General features: G+C 64.4%; 18 protein-coding genes. 9 read left to right on the top strand and 9 right to left on the bottom strand.

Annotation, left to right across the window (positions count from 1 at the left end; all coding sequences use genetic code 11):
- Nucleotides 1–10: 10 nt before the first annotated feature.
- The 3 genes from PQT43_RS24280 to PQT43_RS24270 all read right to left on the bottom strand — a co-directional run bounded on the left by PQT43_RS24280 (nucleotide 11) and on the right by PQT43_RS24270 (nucleotide 4,223).
- A complete protein-coding gene (locus PQT43_RS24280) occupies nucleotides 11–1,117 on the bottom strand; it encodes a DNA alkylation repair protein (RefSeq protein ID WP_272754811.1) in 1,107 nt (368 codons plus the stop codon).
- A 202-nt stretch (nucleotides 1,118–1,319) separates the two neighbouring features.
- Complete coding sequence (locus PQT43_RS24275) at nucleotides 1,320–3,143, bottom strand: monovalent cation:proton antiporter-2 (CPA2) family protein (RefSeq protein WP_102879821.1); 1,824 nt, start codon at nucleotides 3,141–3,143, stop codon at nucleotides 1,320–1,322.
- A 189-nt stretch (nucleotides 3,144–3,332) separates the two neighbouring features.
- Nucleotides 3,333–4,223 carry a LysR family transcriptional regulator gene (locus PQT43_RS24270; protein WP_102864378.1) on the bottom strand — a complete coding sequence of 297 codons (891 nt, stop codon included), beginning with the start codon at nucleotides 4,221–4,223 and terminating at the stop codon, nucleotides 3,333–3,335.
- Nucleotides 4,224–4,393: 170 nt separating this feature from the next.
- Here PQT43_RS24270 and PQT43_RS24265 point away from each other — a divergent pair, with 170 nt between their 5' ends.
- The 4 genes from PQT43_RS24265 (at nucleotide 4,394) to PQT43_RS24250 (ending at nucleotide 9,634) form a co-directional block, all read left to right on the top strand.
- The gene (locus PQT43_RS24265; protein ID WP_272754809.1) at nucleotides 4,394–5,476 is read left to right on the top strand and encodes a 4-oxalomesaconate tautomerase; all 1,083 of its coding nucleotides are present in this window, start codon (nucleotides 4,394–4,396) and stop codon (nucleotides 5,474–5,476) included.
- A gap of 43 nt (nucleotides 5,477–5,519) precedes the next feature.
- Nucleotides 5,520–6,845, top strand: coding sequence for a C4-dicarboxylate transporter DctA (gene dctA, locus PQT43_RS24260; protein WP_272754808.1), 1,326 nt, complete (start codon nucleotides 5,520–5,522; stop codon nucleotides 6,843–6,845).
- A gap of 139 nt (nucleotides 6,846–6,984) precedes the next feature.
- Nucleotides 6,985–8,289, top strand: coding sequence for a CitMHS family transporter (locus PQT43_RS24255; RefSeq protein ID WP_272754807.1), 1,305 nt, complete (start codon nucleotides 6,985–6,987; stop codon nucleotides 8,287–8,289).
- A gap of 91 nt (nucleotides 8,290–8,380) precedes the next feature.
- Complete coding sequence (locus PQT43_RS24250) at nucleotides 8,381–9,634, top strand: OprD family porin (RefSeq protein WP_102880089.1); 1,254 nt, start codon at nucleotides 8,381–8,383, stop codon at nucleotides 9,632–9,634.
- 5 nt (nucleotides 9,635–9,639) lie between these two features.
- On the opposite strand, the gene PQT43_RS24245 is transcribed toward PQT43_RS24250, so the two are convergent.
- On the bottom strand, nucleotides 9,640–10,650 hold the full coding sequence (locus tag PQT43_RS24245) for a M48 family metallopeptidase (protein ID WP_102879816.1): 1,011 nt from the start codon (nucleotides 10,648–10,650) through the stop codon (nucleotides 9,640–9,642).
- Between the two features lie 27 nt (nucleotides 10,651–10,677).
- Nucleotides 10,678–11,277 (bottom strand): LemA family protein, encoded by a 600-nt coding sequence (locus PQT43_RS24240; RefSeq protein ID WP_102879815.1) that lies wholly within the window; start codon nucleotides 11,275–11,277, stop codon nucleotides 10,678–10,680.
- 200 nt (nucleotides 11,278–11,477) lie between these two features.
- On the opposite strand from PQT43_RS24240, the gene PQT43_RS24235 reads away from it, so the two are divergent.
- From PQT43_RS24235 to PQT43_RS24220, 4 genes are all read left to right on the top strand, one after another.
- Nucleotides 11,478–11,897: a DUF4265 domain-containing protein gene (locus PQT43_RS24235; RefSeq protein ID WP_272754806.1), complete on the top strand. Its 420-nt coding sequence runs from the start codon at nucleotides 11,478–11,480 to the stop codon at nucleotides 11,895–11,897.
- A 22-nt stretch (nucleotides 11,898–11,919) separates the two neighbouring features.
- On the top strand, nucleotides 11,920–12,327 hold the full coding sequence (locus PQT43_RS24230; protein ID WP_102880088.1) for an Imm10 family immunity protein: 408 nt from the start codon (nucleotides 11,920–11,922) through the stop codon (nucleotides 12,325–12,327).
- A gap of 76 nt (nucleotides 12,328–12,403) precedes the next feature.
- Entirely contained in the window at nucleotides 12,404–12,742 is a 339-nt protein-coding gene (locus tag PQT43_RS24225) for an FKBP-type peptidyl-prolyl cis-trans isomerase (RefSeq protein ID WP_213666170.1), read from the top strand.
- Nucleotides 12,743–12,773: 31 nt separating this feature from the next.
- Nucleotides 12,774–13,196 carry an NUDIX hydrolase gene (locus PQT43_RS24220; RefSeq protein ID WP_110653453.1) on the top strand — a complete coding sequence of 141 codons (423 nt, stop codon included), beginning with the start codon at nucleotides 12,774–12,776 and terminating at the stop codon, nucleotides 13,194–13,196.
- A gap of 15 nt (nucleotides 13,197–13,211) precedes the next feature.
- Here the strand turns inward: PQT43_RS24220 and PQT43_RS24215 are convergent, their stop codons facing one another.
- Together PQT43_RS24215 and PQT43_RS24210 are read right to left on the bottom strand one after the other, a co-directional pair.
- The gene (locus PQT43_RS24215; protein WP_110595772.1) at nucleotides 13,212–14,234 is read right to left on the bottom strand and encodes a sensor domain-containing diguanylate cyclase; all 1,023 of its coding nucleotides are present in this window, start codon (nucleotides 14,232–14,234) and stop codon (nucleotides 13,212–13,214) included.
- A gap of 159 nt (nucleotides 14,235–14,393) precedes the next feature.
- Nucleotides 14,394–15,032, bottom strand: a complete 639-nt coding sequence (locus PQT43_RS24210; protein WP_272754939.1) for a LysE family translocator — start codon at nucleotides 15,030–15,032, stop codon at nucleotides 14,394–14,396.
- A 120-nt stretch (nucleotides 15,033–15,152) separates the two neighbouring features.
- On the opposite strand from PQT43_RS24210, the gene PQT43_RS24205 reads away from it, so the two are divergent.
- On the top strand, nucleotides 15,153–16,121 hold the full coding sequence (locus PQT43_RS24205) for a LysR substrate-binding domain-containing protein (RefSeq protein ID WP_272754804.1): 969 nt from the start codon (nucleotides 15,153–15,155) through the stop codon (nucleotides 16,119–16,121).
- On the opposite strand, the gene PQT43_RS24200 is transcribed toward PQT43_RS24205, so the two are convergent.
- On the bottom strand, nucleotides 16,114–16,608 hold the full coding sequence (locus tag PQT43_RS24200) for a DUF1543 domain-containing protein (protein WP_123393268.1): 495 nt from the start codon (nucleotides 16,606–16,608) through the stop codon (nucleotides 16,114–16,116). The two genes, PQT43_RS24205 and PQT43_RS24200, sit on opposite strands and share 8 nt — an antisense overlap.
- An 82-nt stretch (nucleotides 16,609–16,690) precedes the next feature.
- The gene (locus tag PQT43_RS24195) at nucleotides 16,691–17,824 is read right to left on the bottom strand and encodes a cytochrome P450 (RefSeq protein ID WP_272754803.1); all 1,134 of its coding nucleotides are present in this window, start codon (nucleotides 17,822–17,824) and stop codon (nucleotides 16,691–16,693) included.
- Between the last annotated feature and the right edge of the window lie 48 nt (nucleotides 17,825–17,872).

Genomic DNA, 17,872 nt, shown 5'->3' with positions numbered 1-17,872 from the left:
TCCTTGAATGTCAGGGGATGAGCAAGTCGAAATGGCCGGTGGCCAGGGGTTCGCCGTTGACCAGCAACTGCACGCCATGGCGTCCGGGATAGTGACGGCGGGTGGTCAGTTCGCGGATCTGCTGGCTGCGGCCCAGGTCCACCCGGGCCAGGCCTTGCAGGGTGAAGGTCTTGAGCTTGAACACCTTGCTCGCCGTGGCGCCTGAAGCCTTGACGTAGTCGATGGCGTAATCCACCACCAGGCGCTGGTGGCGGGGGCTGGTGGAGACCAGGGTCAGGGACAGGTTGAGGCTGTCCCCCAGGCGCAATTGCCCGGGAGCCACCTGGAAGCGGCTGACCTCGACCTCGGGCCGGGCCCCGGCCCCGATGATCGCCAGGGCCCGGCGGTCGCCCTGCTTGATCAGGCTGCGCAAGGCATGACGGGCGATCCAGGCACTGTGGGGTTGCTCCAGGGGCCAGCCTTCAAGGCGTTCCAGGACCCACTGCGGGTGCTCCTTGGTGATGTCGTTGAGGTGATTGGCCACGGATTTGCGCACGTACAGGCTGGGGTCGTTGCGCAGGCGTTCGAGGATCGGCGCCGCCAACTGCGGGTCGGCCTGCAACTGTTCCAGGCGAAACGACCAGGGCAGGCGCGGGCGGCTGCCCTCGCTGGCCAGGCGACGCACGTGTTCATCGCTGTCGGTGGCCCACTCCTGCAGCACGGCCAGCGTGCGCTGGCAGTCCTGGCGCAGAAAGTGGCGCACGGCGAACTCGGATGAACCAAACCCGGTGAAGTACTTCAGCGCCGCCATGGACAGTTCGAAGTCATGCAGGCCGTAGCTGGCCACGTAGTGGGGTAGGAAGATGCACACGAAGCGGCTGTTCAGGCGCGGTGCCAGGGCTTTCAGCAGCTCGAGGCTGGTGGCGTAGTCCAGGTCCAGCACCTGATGCAGGCTGTCGCTGACCCGGGCCAGGCGCTGCATCAGCGACAGCTGGGGCAGATCCTGGCTGGCCAGCTGCAAGAAGGCCTGGCGCTGGAAGTCTGGATACACCGCGTGCATCTGCTCGGCGATGTGTTCCAGGCGTTCCTGGTTGAAGATCTCCTTGAGGGCGGGAGCGTTCTGCTGGCTTGAGCTCATGGGGTGTATCCGTTCAGTGACGAGGCGGCATCCACTTTACACAACCGCTCCTGACAGAATCTGTCGGTAGTCGCTGGCCACCACCACAACCTGCCGTCCCCAGTCGCTGGTTGGCCTGCCAAGCAGTCCCTGGGGGCTAGGCCAGGTTCAGTGGCCTGTTCGCCAGCAAGCCGGCGCCCACGCGGTGTTGTCTGAAGCGCCGTCAGCGCATCGGCGGCAGCGGGCTCTCGATCTGCTCGTCCTGCTCGTCGGCGGCGAACAGTCGGGCCAGTTCGGCTCGGGCTTCCTGGGCGCTCTGCAGCACTTTGGCAGCGTCGTCGTAGACCGCGTGCTGGGCCGCCAGCAGCTGTTCGTCGTGCTGGGTGAAGCGCTGGATTCGCGAGTCGGCCTGGGCCTGGCTGAGCCCCAGGCCCACCAGGGTGCGGCGGCTCATTTCCAGGCTGGAGTAGTAGGTTTCCCGCACGGCCTGGGCCTCCAGGTCCATCAGCCGGTGCACGTGCTGGCGGTTGCGCGCCCGGGCGATGATCTTCAGGTGCGGGTAGAGCTTGCGCACTTGTTCGGCGGTCTTGATGTTGGTTTCCGGGTCATCGGTGGCGATGACGAAGTACTCCGCCGTACCGACCTTGGCCGCGCTGAGGATTTCCGGGCGCATGGGATCGCCGTAGAACACCGGCATGCCGCCAAAACTGCGGATCAGTTCGATGGTGTCCACCGAGGTGTCCAGGGCGACGAAGGGGATTTTCTGCGCCCGCAGGATACGCGCCACGATCTGCCCCATGCGGCCCATGCCGGCGATCACCACCCGCGGGCTGTCGGCATCGATCTGGCGGTATTCGGCGGGCATTTCCAGGGGCTTGGCCTTGGGTTTGAGCCAGCGCGAGCAGGCCAGCAACAGCAGCGGGGTCAGGGCCATGGACAGGGTAATGGTGAGCACCAGCAGGTCATGCAGGCGGGCCTCGAACAGGCCCTGGTCGCGACCGATCTTGAACACCACGAAGGCGAATTCACCGCCGGCCGCCAGCACCACACCCAGGCGCACCGCGCTCTCGCGATTGAGGTCGCCGGCCAGCCGCCCGACCACAAACAGCAGCGGCAGCTTGAGGCCGATCAGCAGCAGGGTCAGGCCCAGCACCGCGATGGGCGCGCTGAGCAGCAGGCTGATATTGGCGCCCATGCCGACGCTGATGAAGAACAGCCCCAGCAGCAGGCCCTTGAAGGGTTCGATCTGCGCTTCCAGCTCATGGCGGTATTCCGAGTCCGCCAGCAGCAGGCCGGCGAGGAAGGCGCCCAAGGCCATGGACACGCCCACCAGATCCATCAGCCAGGCGGTGCCGATCACCACCAGCAGGGCGGTGGCGGTGGACACTTCCGGCAAGCGGGTGCGAGCCACGATGCGAAACACCGGGCGCAGCAGGTAACGCCCGCCCACCACCACCACGGCGATGCTGCCCAGCACTTGCAGGCCGTGACGCAGATCCTCGGCGCTGCTGGTGTGGTGATCGTTGCCGGCCAGCACCGGGACCATGGCGATCAGCGGAATGGCGGCGATGTCCTGGAACAGCAGGATGGCGAATGCCATGCGCCCGTGGGGGCTGTTCAGCTCCTTGCGTTCGGCCAGGCTTTGCAGGCCCAGGGCGGTGGATGACAGGGCCAGGCCCAGGCCCAGCACGATGGCGCTGTTCAGCGACTGGCCGAACAGAAACAGCGCCACCACGCCGATCACTGTGCCGGTCAACAACACCTGGGCCAGGCCAGCGCCGAACACCGCCTTGCGCATCACCCACAAGCGCTTGGGCGACAGCTCCAGGCCGATGATGAACAACAGCAGCACCACCCCCAGCTCGGAGATGTGACTGACGCTTTGCGGATTGCCCACCAGCCCCAGCACCGAGGGGCCGATCAGCACCCCGGCCAGCAGGTAGCCGAGCACGGCCCCCAGTTGCAGGCGCTTGGCCAGGGGCACGATCAGCACGGCGGCGCAGAGGAACACGACGGCGGCTTGTAGCAGGTTGCCTTCATGGGGCATCGGGGGGACTCCAGGGAGAACGGGGCGCAGTGGATGATAAAGGCTCGCCGGTGACAATCAGCGGATGGCTGTTGCCAGTCTGCGCCCGGATAAAAACGGCGTGGATGTTCTGAGACTGGCGGTGCGCCCTGCAAGGCACGTCGGAGTAGGAGGGAGTCTGGAGAGGGGGGAGTTGGAGGGACGCACCGGTCAGTGCGGCCACTGCTCCAGCAGGATCGCCACGAATTTTTCCGCCGCCGGCGACAGCGATGCGCCGCGTCGATACACCAGGCCCAGGGTGCGATTGACCACGGGGTCGGTCAGCGGAACGCTGACCAGGGTCGGGTGATCGGCGGCCGGCATGGCCAGGCTTGGCATCGCCGACACCCCGAGCCCGGCCTCCACCATGCCCAGTGACGTGGACAGGTGCTGCACCTCGTAGAACCACTGGGGACGCCAGCTCAAGCCGGACAGGGCATGGTCCAGCAGCATGCGGTTGCCGCTCAGGCGACCGACGCCGATCAAGCGGTAGTCGCTCAGTTCCGACCAGGTCACCGAGCTGCGCTCGGCCAGTTCGTGGTCGCGCCGGCAGGCCAGGACAAAGGGCTCGTTGACCAGTGGCACGAACTCGATGTCCGGGTGCTGGCCGCTCATCATGTTGATGCCGAAGTCCGCTTCGCCGCGCAGCACCGCTTCAAGGCCTTCGTTGGCACTGAGATCGAGCAGACGGATGCGGATTTTCGGGTAGCGCTGGTTGTACAGGCGGATCACCGACGGCAGGAAGTAGAAGGCCGCCGTGGGGATGCAGGCCAGGGTCACCTGACCGATCTGCCGTTCTGCCAGCTCACGGATGTTGAGGATCGAGTCGTCGAAGTCGTCCAGCAGGCGTCGGGCCTTGGGCAGAAAGTCACGACCGACGCTGGTCAGGCTGACCTTGCGCGTGGTGCGGTCGAGGAGGGCGGTGCCCAGTCCCTCTTCGAGCTTTTTCATGCGTCGGCTCAGGGCCGGTTGGGACAGGTGCAAGGCGTCGGCCGCTTCGTGAAAACTCCCCAGTTCGGCGATTTTCACGAAAGATCTGATGTCCTGAAGCTCATATTCCATGCGGGTTTCTCAAGGCGGGAGTCGGGTGGAACGCTGCCGGACACGATATTTAATTCATGCATGAAGCGCAATAATGTCTCTGATCTTTGCATTGGAAACACTTTTTAATCCCTGACACTCTTGTGCCCAGAACATCAATTACCTCGATTGATCAACAAGAGTCAGTGTTCATGCAACGAATTCCTTGTGTGTTGATGCGCGGCGGCACCTCCAAAGGGCCGTTTTTTCTGGCCTGGGATCTGCCGGTGGCCGTGTCCGAGCGTGATGAGCTGTTGCTCAACCTGATGGGTTCCGGCCACGAGCTGGAAATCGACGGCATCGGCGGTGGCAGCCCGCAAACCAGCAAGGTGGCGATCGTCAGCCCGTCGCTGCACCCGGACGCGGATGTCGACTACCTGTTCGTCCAGGTCATGGTGTCCCAGCGGCGGGTCGATACCGCACCCAACTGCGGCAACATGCTCTGCGCCGTGGGGCCCTTCGCCATCGAACAGGGGCTGGTCAAGGCCACGGGGGCACAGACCCAGGTGCGGATTCGCAACCTCAACACCGGCACCCTGGTCAATGCCCAGGTCCAGACTCCCGATGGCAAGGTCAGCTACGAAGGCGATACCACCATTGACGGCGTGCCGGGCAGCGCGGCGCCGGTGGCCCTGACCTTTCTCGATGCCGCCGGCAGCAAGACCGGCCAGTTGTTCCCCACGGGCCAGCCCCAGGATTTGATCGACGGCATTGCCGTGACCTGCATCGACATGGCCATGCCCATGGTGCTGGTGCAGGCGGCCTGCCTGGGCAAGCGCGGCGATGAAAGCCCGGCCGAGCTGGACACCGACGCGGACTTTCTCCAGCGTTTGGAAAGCCTGCGGGTGAAGGCCGGCCTGGCCATGGGCCTGGGGGATGTCAGCGACAAAGTGATTCCCAAGCCGGTCCTGGTGTCCCGGGCCCAGTCCGGGGGCACCCTGGCGGTGCGCTATTTCATGCCCCACAACTGCCATCGAGCCCTGGCCATTACCGGCTCCATCGGCCTGGCTACCGCCTGTGTCACCGCCGGCAGTGTGGTGGCCGAGATGCTGGGCGGGATCAGCGAGCCGCGCCTGCAAAAGGTCCGTATCGAACACCCCAGCGGGGCAATAGATGTCGTATTGTCCTACAGCGGCACCCGCCCCGAGACCATCCGCGCCTCGGTGGTCCGCACCGCTCGCCGGTTATTTTCCGGGTATGTCTACGCGCCTGTTTCACAACGCCTTGCCGGGTAGTTGACGCGCTGTCGATCCCGGTTGCATCAGAACAATTCTAAAAATGGGTGATGCCATGAAAGTTGTTAAATCGCTCTACTTCCAGATCCTCTGTGCGGTGTTACTCGGGGTTCTGGTGGGGCACTTCTGGGCCCAGCAAGCCATTGCCTTGAAGCCCCTGGGAGATGCCTTCATCAAGCTGATCAAGATGATGATCGCCCCGGTGGTGTTCTGCACCATCGTCACCGGCATCGCCGGCATGAGCGACAAGCGTTCCCTGGGCCGCCTGCTGAGCAAGACCATGCTGCTGTTCCTGGGCCTGACCCTGATCAGCCTGTGCATCGGCCTGGCGGCGGTCTACCTGTTCCAGCCCGGCGCGGGGATGAACATCGACCCCACCCGGCTGAACACCCAGGGGCTGTCCCAGTACACCGATTCGGCAGCCAAGCTGGGGGTGGTGGAGTTCTTCATGCACATCATCCCCGAGACCTTCATTGGCGCCTTCAACAAGGGCGAGGTGCTGCCGGTGCTGTTTATCGCGGTGCTGTGCGGGTTTGCCCTGTCGTCCCTGGGCGAGCGCGGCAAGCCGGTGCTGGAGGTGCTGGAGTCGGCCTCGCAGATGGTGTTCAAGATTTTTTCCTACCTGATGCGTTTCGCGCCGGTCGGCGCCTTCGGCGCCCTGGCCTTTACCGTGGGCCAGTACGGCATCACCTCCCTGGGCGCCCTGGCCAAGCTGATCATGACCCTCTACGTCGCCTGCGGTTTCTTTGTCTGCGTGGTCCTGGGCGGCATTTGTCGGGCAAACGGCTTCAGCCTGTGGAAGCTGTTGCGCTACCTGCGTGAAGAGTTCCTGGTGGTGCTCGGCACCTCGTCCACGGAGCCGGTGATGCCGCGCATGCTGGAAAAACTCCAGGCCCTGGGCTGCAAGAAAAGCGTGGTTGGGCTGGTGCTGCCCACCGGCTATTCGTTCAATCTCGACGGTACGGCGATCTACCTGTCCCTGGCGGCGATCTTCATTGCCCAGGCGTGCAACATCGAGCTGAGCGCCGGCCAGATCGTCACCATGCTGGCGATCATGCTGCTGTCGTCCAAGGGCGCCGCCGGGGTGACCGGCAGCGGTTTCGTGGCGCTGGCCTCGACCCTGACGGTGATTCATGACATTCCCCTGGCCGGCCTGGCGTTGTTGATCGGCATCGATCGCTTCATGTCCGAGGCCCGGGCCTTGACCAGCCTGGCCAGTAACGCCGTGGCGACGGTGGTGATCGCCCTCTCGGAGCAGGCCTGCGACCGCCAGGTGCTGTTGCGCACGCTCGATGGCCAGCCGCTTGCGGCTCAGGCCGCTGCCGCCGATGACAGCCCCGCGGCCGCTCTGGCGAGCAAGCTCGGCTAGACCCGCCAGGCACTACCGCTTTACCCCAAGTACCGACTCAACACCTGCGCCGGGCGCCCTTGAACGGGGTGTCCGGTGCTCGGGTGGCCGTGCGCCCGCGCGCCGGTCATGCTCATCATAAAAACAAGAGAATCGACTTATGCTCGCTTTACTCGGCCTCGCCATGGTGGTGGTCTTTACCGTCCTGATCATGACCAAGCGCCTGTCGCCCATCGTCGCCTTGACGCTGGTGCCTATCGTTTTTGCGCTGCTCGGCGGGTTTGCCGGCAGCACCGGCAAGATGATGCTCGACGGCCTGAAAATGGTCGCGCCGTCGGCGGCGCTGTTGTTGTTCGCCATTCTGTTCTTCGGCTTGATGATCGATTCGGGGCTGTTCGATCCGCTGATCCGCAAGATTCTCAAGCGGGTCAATGGCGACCCGATCAAGATCGCCATCGGCACCGCGTTGCTGTCGCTGGTGGTCGCCCTGGACGGCGACGGCACCACCACCTACATGATTACCTGCGCGGCCATGCTGCCGTTGTACAAGCGCATCGGCATGAACCCGATGATCCTCGCCACCATCGCCATGTTGTCCCTGAGCATCATGAGCGGCATGACCCCGTGGGGCGGGCCGGCAACCCGAGCCATCGCCGCTCTTGGTCTGGATGCCGGCGAGTACTTCGTGCCGCTGTTGCCGACCATGATCGGCGGCGCCGCCTGGGTGGTGTTTACCGCCTACCTGCTGGGCCGGGCCGAGCGCAAGCGTATCGGCAATACCCAGCTGCAAAGCGGTGGCGGTGACTGCTACATCCAGGCGATTCTGGAAGACACGCCGCACAAGCGGCCCAAGCTGGCCTACGTCAACCTGCTGCTGGTGGTGGCGGTGATGACCGCGCTGGTGTTGGGCCTGATGCACTCGGCGGTGCTGTTCCTGATCGGTTTTGTCCTGGCGCTGATGATCAACTACCCGCAGTTGGATGTTCAGAAGGAGCGCATTCTTGCCCATTCAGGCAACGCCATGACCGTGGTGCTGCTGGTCTTCGCCGCGGGGATCTTCGCCGGGATCTTCTCCGGCACCAAGATGGTCGATGCCCTGGCACAGACCCTGGTGGACTGGATTCCGCCCTCCTGGGGTCACCTGTTCCCGCTGGTGGTGGCGCTCACCAGCATGCCGTTGACCTTCGTCCTGTCCAACGACGCCTACTACTTCGGCGTGGTGCCGATCCTGGCCAACGCGGCGGCGGCTTATGGCATTTCTCCCCTGGAAATCGCCCGCGCCTCGATTCTCGGCCAGCCGGTGCACCTGATGAGTCCGCTGGTGGCCTCGACCCTGCTGCTGGTGGGCATGGTGGACCGTGACATTGGCGACTTCCAGAAAGCCACGGTGAAGTGGGCCGTGCTGACCTCCCTGGTCATTACCGCCCTGGCCTTGCTGACCGGTGCCCTGACCCTGTTCGTCTGATTGCTTCGAAACCCTCTTTTGTGGCCTGGCGCGCCTGCTGGCGGGGCGCTTGGCGAACTGCGCCTTGAATAACAACAACGAGAAGTACGACATGAGCCATTTGCTGATTCGCGCAACGGTATTTTCCTGCTTGAGCCTGCCACCCGTGGCCGGGCTTCAGGCCGCTGATTTCAACGATGACAGCAGCCTCAAGCTGCAATTGCGCAACGTTTATTTCAACGAAAACTTCCGCGACGAACACGGCCTCAGCGCCAAGGCTGCGCGCACTGCCAAGAGCGAGCGCACGGAATGGGCTCAAGGCTTCCTGCTTGACTATCAGTCCGGATTCACCCCCGGCACCCTGGGGTTCGGGGTCGATGCCCTGGGGCTGCTGGGTGTCCGGCTCGATTCCGGCAAGGGGCGCAGTGGCACCGGGCTGCTGCCGGTGCACGACGACGGTCGCGCCGCGGGCGAATTTGCCAGTGCCGGCGCCACGGCCAAGGTGCGGCTGGCCAAGACCATCCTCAAGTACGGCACTTTGCTGCCCAAGACCCCGGTGCTGGTCTACAACGATGCCCGTCTGTTGCCGCAGACCTATCAGGGCACCCAGCTCACCAGCACGGATATCGACGGCCTGAGCTTGACCGGCGGTTATCTGCAGCGCTTCAAACTGCGGGACTCCACCGACAGCGTGGGGCTGGTGCCCGACGGTTACAGCGGCGGCCAGTCCGGGGACTTCCGTTACGGCGGGGCCGAATACAAGTGGAGCAAGAACCTGCGCCTGAGCTATTTCCATGGCGAACTTGAGAACTTCTATCGGCAGGACTTTGTCGGCCTGCAACATGACCTGGCGCTGGGGCAGGGGACCTTGACCAGCGATCTGCGCTACTTCCGCAGTGCCGATTCAGGCGCGGCCTTTGACGGCAAGATCGCCAACCGCATGCTCAGCGGCCAATTGACCTACGCCATCGCCGGGCATTCCCTTGGCGGTGGTTATCAGCACCTCAGTGGCGATGCGGGTTTGCCGTATATCAGCGGCGCCACGGTCTACTCCTTCAGTAACGCCGGTATCGGCAAGTTCATCGAAGAGGGCGAGAAGACCTGGATGCTCAGCTATGGCTACAACTTCGCCAGCCTGGGTGTCCCCGGCCTGACCTTCAGCTCGCGCTACCTGAGCGGCAACGACGGCAAGTCCCGGACCCGGGTCGATGAGTGGGAGCGAGACGCCGAACTGGCGTATGTACTCCAGCAAGGCTCGCTCAAGGGGTTGGGGGTGAAGCTGCGCAATTATGTGTATCGCTCCGACTACTCCCGGGGACGCGACAGCAACCGCCTCTACATCACTTACGACATTGCCCTTTGGTAGCGCATTTACAGCGGCTTGAAGCGCCCATCCCACTGCGGGTCCAGGCGCTGGATGCGCGCGGCCAGCGGCGGGTGGGTGGCGAACAGGCGTTCCAGGCGCAGTTTCACCCCCTGGTGGAAATACAGGTGGCTGTACTGCGCAGCGGCGAAGGCGCGCAGGCGTGAACCGGCGCTGCTGCCGCCGATCTTTTTCAGGGCGCCGGCAATGCCCTGGGGGTTGCGGGTGAACTGCACCGCCGAGGCATCGGCGAGAAACTCGCGCTGGCGGCAGATGGCGGCCTTGATCATATTGCCCAGCAAGCTGCCCAGGGAGCCGAAGACCAGCAGGGCCAGGCCCAGCACGGCGAAGATGATCTGCCAGAAGAAGCGGTGGCGGTCGCTGCCCAGGTGCTGCTTTTCAGCCTGGCGCAGCACCGCGATGCCCGCCAGGCTGAACACCAGCAGGCCGTGGATCACTGCCAGTAGGCGGGTATTGAGGCGCATGTCGCCGTTGTAAATGTGGCTGAACTCATGGGCGACCATGCCCTGCAATTCGTCGCGGTCCAGATGGATGAGGGCACCGCGAGTGATTCCGAGTACCGCCTGCTGCGGGGTCAGTCCGGCGGCGAAGGCATTGATCGCGTCTTCCGGCAGTACATACACGGCCGGCAGGGTGGCGCCCGAGGCCAGGGCCATTTCCTCGACGATGTTCAGCAGGCGCTGTTCTTCGCTGCCCCGTGGCGAGTCGTTGATCAGGCGTCCACCCAGGTGCTCGGCGATCACCTTGCCGCCGGCCCGCAGGCGCCAGGTCTTGTACCAACTGCCCAGCACCACCACCACGAGCATGAGCACTGCTATGACCGCGACCACGGTCCAGTTCAGTACCTTGGGCTGGCCGTACTGCTGATTCAGCTCGCGCCACAACAGGCCCAGCCCCAGGCTGCTGAGGCTGACCAGGGTGGTCACCGCCAGGGTCATCAACAGCAGCAGTTTGAGGGTGTGGCGCCGGGCACGGGCCTGGTGTTGAAAGAACTTCATGCAAGCTTCCGGGGGCAGGCGGCGGGGTTATTGAAAGGACACTTTGCTGGCGTCTTGGATCTGCGCGCTGTCGGCGAATTGCAGCAGGGCGGCATCGGCGCGATGGCCGAACAGCCCGGCGAAAAACAGCGCCGGCACCTGCTGTTTGCACAGGTTGTAGTCGGTCACGGCGTCGTTGAAGGCCTGGCGCGCGTAGGCGACCTTGTTCTCGGTGCTGGTGAGCTCTTCGCTGAGCTGCGCCATGTTCTGCGAGGCCTTGAGTTCCGGGTAAGCCTCCAGGCTCAGGTGCAGGCGGTCGAGGACCTGGTCCAGGGCACCCTGGTCCTGGCCCAGGCGGGCGATGCGCGCGCTGTCGCCAGGTTGCGCGGCGGCTGCTTGCAGGCTGTCCCGGGCACTGTTGCGGGCCTCGGCCAGGGCGGTCAGGGTCTGGCGCTCGTGCTGCAGGTAGCCCTTGACGGTCTCCAGCAGGTTGGGAATCAGGTCGTAGCGGCGCTTGAGTTGCACTTCGATCTGGGCGAAGGCATTGCGCAGGCGATTGCGCCGGGTCGTCAGACGGTTGTAGAGACTGACCAGGTACAGCGCCAGAGCGGCGAGCAGCACCAGGGCGACGATATCGGCGGTGGCCATGGGATGTCCTTATCGGGGTGGGGCGTGAGGGCGGCCATGTTAACGGAAACGTCCCGGGCAGTGACAGACCTTTGCCACACTGCCATTCAAGGATTGCCACGGGCCGGCAATTCTGCGAAAAAGCGCTCGGCGCGCGTCGGCCTCAAGGCCGGGCGGGCGTTTTTTATTCAATGAACCAGGGACAGGTGATGGACAAGATCATGCTCAGGTTGACGGTGGTCGACGACTATCCACCGGTCGCCAGCGAAGGGGTCTGGGCGCAACAGCAGCCTGACGGTCTGTACCGAGTCGCCAATATTCCCTTCTATTCCCCGGAAGTCTGTTACGAGGACGACGTCGCAGTCCAGGTGCAGGACGATGGCTTGAAGTGGTTCAAGCGGATCGAACGCAGCAGTGGCAACAGCACGCTGCGCCTGGTGTTTTTTGAAACCGGCCGGGCCCGGACGTCCGAGGTGCTGGAACGGATCAATGCCCTGGGCTGCCGTTGGGAGGGCATGAGCAAGGCCTTCTACGCAATCAATGTGCCGGCCTCGGTGCTGCTGGACAGCGTGCTGGACTACCTGCAGGCATGCTTTGAACAGGGTTGGCTGGACTATGAGTCCGGGTTGTTGCGCCAGTGAGCGTTAAAAGGAGCAGATGCTGATGAGCCTGAAGTTTCATGCAACCACCTACAGTGCCTGCACTGAGGACGAGGTCCGGATACTGGGCTTTGCCGACGATGGGCAACAGCCAGGGCATTACCTGCTGCTGCAGCGTGCCGAATGCGTTGACGAGCAGGATCGGCAACTGGGCATGGACACCTACTATGTAGAACTGGGCGGGCAGGACGTGGCCGGCTACGGTGGTATCGAGCGCCTGCAATTGGCGCCGGGGCATTTGACCCTGCACTTTTCCAGCACCCTGGACTGGTGCCGTGCCTTGCCCAACCTTGAAGTCAGCTGGGATGCCGGGCTGGCCAGCGTCGAGGAGGTCGAGGCGGCGTTCGGCGAGATGTTTCTGGGCACCGACACAGCGGTCCAGGTCCAGCACGGGGCGGCTGCAGCGCAGTGATTGCCAAGCAGCGGCAATTCTGCGAAAAAGCGCGCCGCAGTCCCGTGTCGGGGCAATGTTTGAACGGGAGTGAAGCATGAGTGACCCATTGCAGGTGATCGATATCCAGCTGGGCGACGGCAAGGCGGTGGTCAAGGGCGCTTTGATCACCACCCAGTACCGGGGCTTTCTGGAGGACGGCAGCAGTTTCGATTCCTCCTACGATCGCGGCAAGCCGTTCCAGTGCGTGATCGGCACCGGGCGGGTGATCAAGGGTTGGGACCAGGGCCTGATGGGCATGCAAGTGGGCGGCAAGCGCAAACTGCTGGTGCCGGCGCACCTAGGCTACGGCGAGCGCAGCATGGGGGCGATCCCGCCCAACTCGAACCTGATCTTCGAGATCGAGTTGCTGGAAGTGCTGACCCGTGACGATTGAGGTGCAGGCGCGAACTGCACAAGCGAGGTCGATGCCCGCCAACAAGGCTTGCCCGGTAGTGCTGCGCCACACCACTGAACTTGAGGTCTTGGCCTTTCGCCACCCGCTGGCCGGTCTGCAACTGGTCAAGGGCACGGTGGAGGCGGGAGAGTCGACGGCCGCTGCGGCGGTCCGCGAGCTGGCGGAAGAGGCTGGCGTCCAGGCCGAGGAAAGCCGCTTTCTCGGGCTTTGGCACTCGGGGTTTTCTGGCCAGGTGTGGGCCTTTCATGAGTGCCGGGTGCGGGTGCCACTGCCCGAGAGCTGGACCCATTTCACTGCGGATGATGGCGGCCATCAGTTCGAGTTTTTCTGGCATCCCCTGGCCAGCCCGCCGTCGGCCCAATGGCATCCGCTGTTTCAAGCGGCCCTGGGCTTGCTGCAGGAGCGCTTGCTGGGCGCGGGCCGCGACGCCTAGGCAAGGCTGGCGGTATTACTGCCCCAGGCGGTACTGGTTGTTGCCGCTGCGTTTGGCCTCGTACATCGCCAGGTCGGCGACGTGCAGCAACTGGTCCATGCGCCCGGCATGGTCGGGAAACACCGCCACGCCCAGGCTGCTGCCGATGCTGTGGCGATGGCTGTCCACCTCCACTGGAGGCGACAGTTCATTGAAGATCTTTTCGCCGATGCGCCGGGCTTCTTCCTCCAGGTCGAGCCCCGGGGACAGCCCCTCCAGAATCACCACGAATTCGTCGCCGCCGATCCGCGCTACGGTGTCGCTGGTGCGCAGGATGCCTTGCAGGCGCCGGGCCGTGGCGCTCAGGACCCGGTCGCCGGCAGCGTGGCCGTACTGGTCGTTGATCGCCTTGAAACCGTTGAGGTCGACGAACACCAGGGCCACCCGGGTCTGATTGTGACGCGCCTGCTCCAGGGCCCGGGACAGGCGCTGTTCCAGCATCAGGCGATTGGGCAGGCCGGTCAGCGGATCGAAATGCGCCAGTTGCTGCAACTGGCTGGTGGAGACTTTCTCATCGGTAATGTCCCGTACCACCCCCATCATCTTGATGGTGGTGTCGTGCACGTTCTTCACCACGTTGCCGGTTTCCCGCAGCCAGTGGATGCTGCCGTCGGGCCACACCACGCGGTATTCCTCATCGTGGTTCTCGCCGGTTTCCAGGCAGCGCAACTCACCGGCGCGGACCCGTTCGCGATCGTCCGGATGCACGCAGGAGCAGAAGAGTTCGTAGGAGGGCACCACTTCGCCGACCTTGAAGCCGAACATGCCGTAGATGGCTTCCGACCAGTACAGCCGCTGGGTGTCCACTTCCCAGTCCCAGGTGCCGATGCGTGCGAAGTACTGGCTGCGCTTGAAGCGCTCGGCATCGTCGGGCACGCCTTCGGCGAGTTTGCGATAGACGCGCAACTGGGCCTGGGCGCGGCGTTCGCGGCGCAACAGCCACAACGCCAGCAGGGCCAGCAACAGGGACAGACACAGCAGGGGCCAGACAGCAATCATCGGATTCTGGACAGCATGGAAGAGGGTGGTCCTGAGGGGTGGATAGCACTTGGCTATGTTAATTCATGGCGTGCTTCCCACAGGAGATTTTTATCGGCTGGCGAGCGGTTTTTCCACAATGTCGCCACGGGCTACGAATGCCCGGGGCTCAGTCACGCGTCACCGCTGGGCGCCGGCATTGCTCAGTTCCAGCACGGCGTAGCCCAGGCCCAGCAGAGCCACCAGTAACAGCGCCAGGCTGGAAATGCCGGTCACCAGGCGTTTGTATCTCAGCGAGAAACCCTGACGCGCCACCAGGATGTAAGCCCCCAGCACAGCAAAATCCACCAGCACCCAGACCAGCGTCAGCAGCAGCGCACTGTGTTGCAAGGAGCGGGTGACCTGGATGAACTGGGGGAAGAAGGAGGCAAAGAACACGATGTCCTTGGGGTTGCCGATCCCCACTAGGAAACCGCTGGCCAGGCCCTGGCGGCCCTGGTCAGCGCGTGGCGCTGCCGCCACGGGTGCGGGGCCAAACACCTCCCGCAGTCCTTGCACGCCCAGCCAGCCGATGAAGCAACAGCCCAGCAGACTGACCCAGCCGATCAGGCGCGGGTCCAGCGCCAGGCCGGTGGTCAGCATCAGCACCGCCAGCAGCGCCAGCAGCAGTGAGGCGGCGTTGGTGCCCAGGGCCGTCAACACGGCCTGGCGCGGGCCGGCGTTCATGCTGGTGTTGACGATCAGGGCCACCACCGGCCCCGGGGTGGCCACCAGCATCAGTACGCTGAGTACGTAGGCCAATAATAACGATAGGTTCAGGTCCACGAATAACGCCTTTCAAGTCATGTGCAAGGCCGCAGCTTGGCGGCTTTGAGCTGCATTGAAAAACGCAAAAAGCTATGACCTACTATAAGTTTTAATCATTGTTGGTGCCTGTCGATGGTCGAATCCCTGCCGCCGCTCTACGCGTTGCGGGCCTTTGAAGTGGCCGCCCGTTCCAGCTCCTTTACCCGGGCCGCCGAGGAACTGTCCCTGACCCAAAGCGCCATCAGCCGGCATATCCGTACCCTGGAAAGTCAGTTCGGCTGTCGCCTGTTCGAGCGCCACGGCCCCAGGCTGGTGCTTACCGAAGCCGGACAGCGCCTGGCCCGGGAGCTCAAGGTGGGCTTTCGGATCATCGAGGATGCCTGCCTGCCGCTGCGGGCCAACACCGGCCAGTTGCGTCTCAAGGCGCCTTCGACCCTGACCATGCGCTGGCTGCTGCGGGTTCTGGAGGCTCTCAAGGGGCAACAGCCGGCGTTGGCGGTGCAACTGGCCAGTGTCTGGATGGACTTCGACCATGTGGATTTTTACGCCGAGCCCTACGACTGCGCGATTCTCCTGGGTAACGGACACTTTGGCGCCGGGATCGAGGCCTGCAAGCTGTTCGATGAGTGGCTGATTCCCATCGGCCCACCCGAGCCCGCGGACGGACCGCCCTGGTCCCTGGAGCGGCTCAAGGACGCCGAGCTGATCCATCCTTCGGCGGACCGTCGCGACTGGCGCCGCTGGCTGCAGGCACAAGCACCGCAGGACCGGGCGTTGCTGGAGCAGGTGCGGCTGGAGCGGGGCAATGTCTTCGACACCCTGGACCAGGCGATCTGCGCTGCCATGGCCGGGCACGGCCTGTCGATCGGCGACCTGCATCTGGTGGCGCAGGACATTCGCCTGGGGCGGATCAGCCTGCCGTTCCCCAGCGCGGTGGCCTCAGGGGACGGCTATTACCTGGTGTGGCTGCGCGACAGTCCACGCCAGGAGCACATCGCCCGGTTGCGGGCGTTTCTATTGAGCCAGGTGCTGGATATCAGCGATCTCGAACTGGACTATCGGGTGCCGGGGGCGGTCACCGGCCGTCTTGAACTCAGTTGAGGAGGATGTAGTCGTTGCGCTGCACGATGCCCCGGTGCGGGCCGGGCACCAGGTGCACATAACGGCCCTCCAGCAGGTCGATCGGCAGGCAGTCGTCCACGTCCAGCAAGGCATCGGTGTGGGATTTGTGCCAGTGGGCCAGCATCTGCCGTTTGCCTTTGGCCTTGGCTTCGGCCTTGTCCCGGGCCACCACCAGCAGGTAGCTGTGGGCCTCGCCAAAGGCCGCCGCTTCGTAACCGCCCAGGTTCAGGAAGTACAGGCGTGGTGCACCAGGCTGCGGTGCCAGGGGGCTGAGTTCGACCTTGCAGTCCTCGACCCCGTCGACCTGCATCCAGGCGTCGATGTGCAAGCCCGCCTGGCTGCCGAACCAGCCTTCGCGCAGTTGCGGGTAGGCGGCTTCGAGACGCTCGGCGACCACGAACTGGACATCGTGGACTTCAATTTTCGCTCTGGGGTGTTTTCCCCCCAGCATCACCACAAACAGCATTGTTGTTCCTTTTCCAGGATCGGTTTTGGCAGTGGGGCACCTTTTACCTCAAGCGCGCGGAGACTGCCAAGGCGCTTGCCGGTTATCCGGCGGCATCGGTGAACAGCGGCAGGCGGCCGTTGACCGAAGGCAGGTAATTCCAGTCTAGCGTCAGGGTGCTCAGCCCCGGCGAGCGCAGCAGCAGCTGCAGCAAACTCTGGACGATATTCAGCGCCAGGCCCTGGCCGGGACAGCGGTGCGTGCCGCTGCCAAAACTGAACCCCTGGTATGCCGGATCGCAGCCGGTGACCGCGGCCAGGGCCGGGTCGTGGTTGGCCGCCGCCAACAGCACCAGCACCGTCTCGCCGGCTTGCAGGTCCACGCCCAGCAGGGTGCAAGCCGTGGCGACGAACCGCCGGGTGTTCTGCACCGGCGGGTCCAGGCGCTGGCGTTGGAGCAGCCAGGCACTGAGCCGGTCCGGGTCCTGGGGCAGGCGCTGGCACAGTGACGGCTCCGCCAGCAGGGCGATCAGGCTGTTGCCGATCAGCCCGGCGCAGGCGTCGTGGGTTTGTGCCAGCAGGCCCAGCAGGTTGGCCTGCAGATCCTCTGGGGCAAGGCCCTGGCTGCGCTCGAGGATCGCCCTCAGGAACGGGCTGTGTTGCGGCGCATCGAGCAATGCCTGCATCTGTTGGATCAAGTACTGCGCCGCTGAGTCGGCGGCCTGCAACTGTTCTGCGTTGCTCAAGGGGGAGAGGCAGGCAACGAATTCGCCGGTGCGTCGGGCAAGGTCTTCGCGCCGCTCGGCGGCTATTCCCAGCAGTCCTGCCAGCAGTGCCACCGGCAGGCGCCACTGCCAGCGTTGCAGATCGTTGGCGCCTTGGGGGGCGCTCAGGGCAGGGCGCCACTGTGCCAGCCAGGGCTGCAGGTCGATGGCGCCCAGCTGCTGCAGCGGCGCCGCCATGGCTGCACGGGGACAGCCGTGGCGCAGGCCATCGTTCATCCGCATCAAGCGCGCAAACACGTCCCCGGCAGGCCGCCCGGCGATGGCCCGGGGCACCGGCTCCTGGGGCGGTCGGACTCGGCAGGCGGGGTGGTTCAGCACCGCCGCCACCGCGGCGGCGCTGCTGGCGACCCATAGGCCCAGCGCTGAATCGTAGGTCAGGCCTCCCCGGGCACGCAGGCGGGCGTAATAGAAATCGTAGGGGGCAAAGTGGGTGGCAGCGCTGATCGGGTCCATGATTTGTCTCTTTGTTGGGCAGATATCCAGGTTGCTACTATCCTCACC

It is taken from the genome of Pseudomonas sp. BLCC-B112, from assembly GCF_028550695.1.
GTDB lineage: Bacteria > Pseudomonadota > Gammaproteobacteria > Pseudomonadales > Pseudomonadaceae > Aquipseudomonas > Aquipseudomonas danubii.
Note: the sequence above shows the minus strand (reverse complement) of the source record. Positions and strands in the feature narration are given on the sequence as shown.

Coding starts and splice junctions, on each gene's coding strand:
- PQT43_RS24230 (WP_102880088.1), top strand. CDS start 11,920: ATGAGCCTGAAGTTTCATGCAACCACCTACAGTGCCTGCACTGAGGAC.
- PQT43_RS24240 (WP_102879815.1), bottom strand. CDS start 11,277: ATGGCCACCGCCGATATCGTCGCCCTGGTGCTGCTCGCCGCTCTGGCG.
- PQT43_RS24220 (WP_110653453.1), top strand. CDS start 12,774: ATGCCCGCCAACAAGGCTTGCCCGGTAGTGCTGCGCCACACCACTGAA.
- PQT43_RS24275 (WP_102879821.1), bottom strand. CDS start 3,143: ATGCCCCATGAAGGCAACCTGCTACAAGCCGCCGTCGTGTTCCTCTGC.
- PQT43_RS24215 (WP_110595772.1), bottom strand. CDS start 14,234: ATGATTGCTGTCTGGCCCCTGCTGTGTCTGTCCCTGTTGCTGGCCCTG.
- PQT43_RS24270 (WP_102864378.1), bottom strand. CDS start 4,223: ATGGAATATGAGCTTCAGGACATCAGATCTTTCGTGAAAATCGCCGAA.
- PQT43_RS24195 (WP_272754803.1), bottom strand. CDS start 17,824: ATGGACCCGATCAGCGCTGCCACCCACTTTGCCCCCTACGATTTCTAT.
- PQT43_RS24265 (WP_272754809.1), top strand. CDS start 4,394: ATGCAACGAATTCCTTGTGTGTTGATGCGCGGCGGCACCTCCAAAGGG.
- PQT43_RS24245 (WP_102879816.1), bottom strand. CDS start 10,650: ATGAAGTTCTTTCAACACCAGGCCCGTGCCCGGCGCCACACCCTCAAA.
- PQT43_RS24235 (WP_272754806.1), top strand. CDS start 11,478: ATGCTCAGGTTGACGGTGGTCGACGACTATCCACCGGTCGCCAGCGAA.
- PQT43_RS24225 (WP_213666170.1), top strand. CDS start 12,404: ATGAGTGACCCATTGCAGGTGATCGATATCCAGCTGGGCGACGGCAAG.
- PQT43_RS24255 (WP_272754807.1), top strand. CDS start 6,985: ATGCTCGCTTTACTCGGCCTCGCCATGGTGGTGGTCTTTACCGTCCTG.
- PQT43_RS24200 (WP_123393268.1), bottom strand. CDS start 16,608: ATGCTGTTTGTGGTGATGCTGGGGGGAAAACACCCCAGAGCGAAAATT.
- PQT43_RS24205 (WP_272754804.1), top strand. CDS start 15,153: ATGGTCGAATCCCTGCCGCCGCTCTACGCGTTGCGGGCCTTTGAAGTG.
- PQT43_RS24250 (WP_102880089.1), top strand. CDS start 8,381: ATGAGCCATTTGCTGATTCGCGCAACGGTATTTTCCTGCTTGAGCCTG.
- dctA (WP_272754808.1), top strand. CDS start 5,520: ATGGGTGATGCCATGAAAGTTGTTAAATCGCTCTACTTCCAGATCCTC.
- PQT43_RS24280 (WP_272754811.1), bottom strand. CDS start 1,117: ATGAGCTCAAGCCAGCAGAACGCTCCCGCCCTCAAGGAGATCTTCAAC.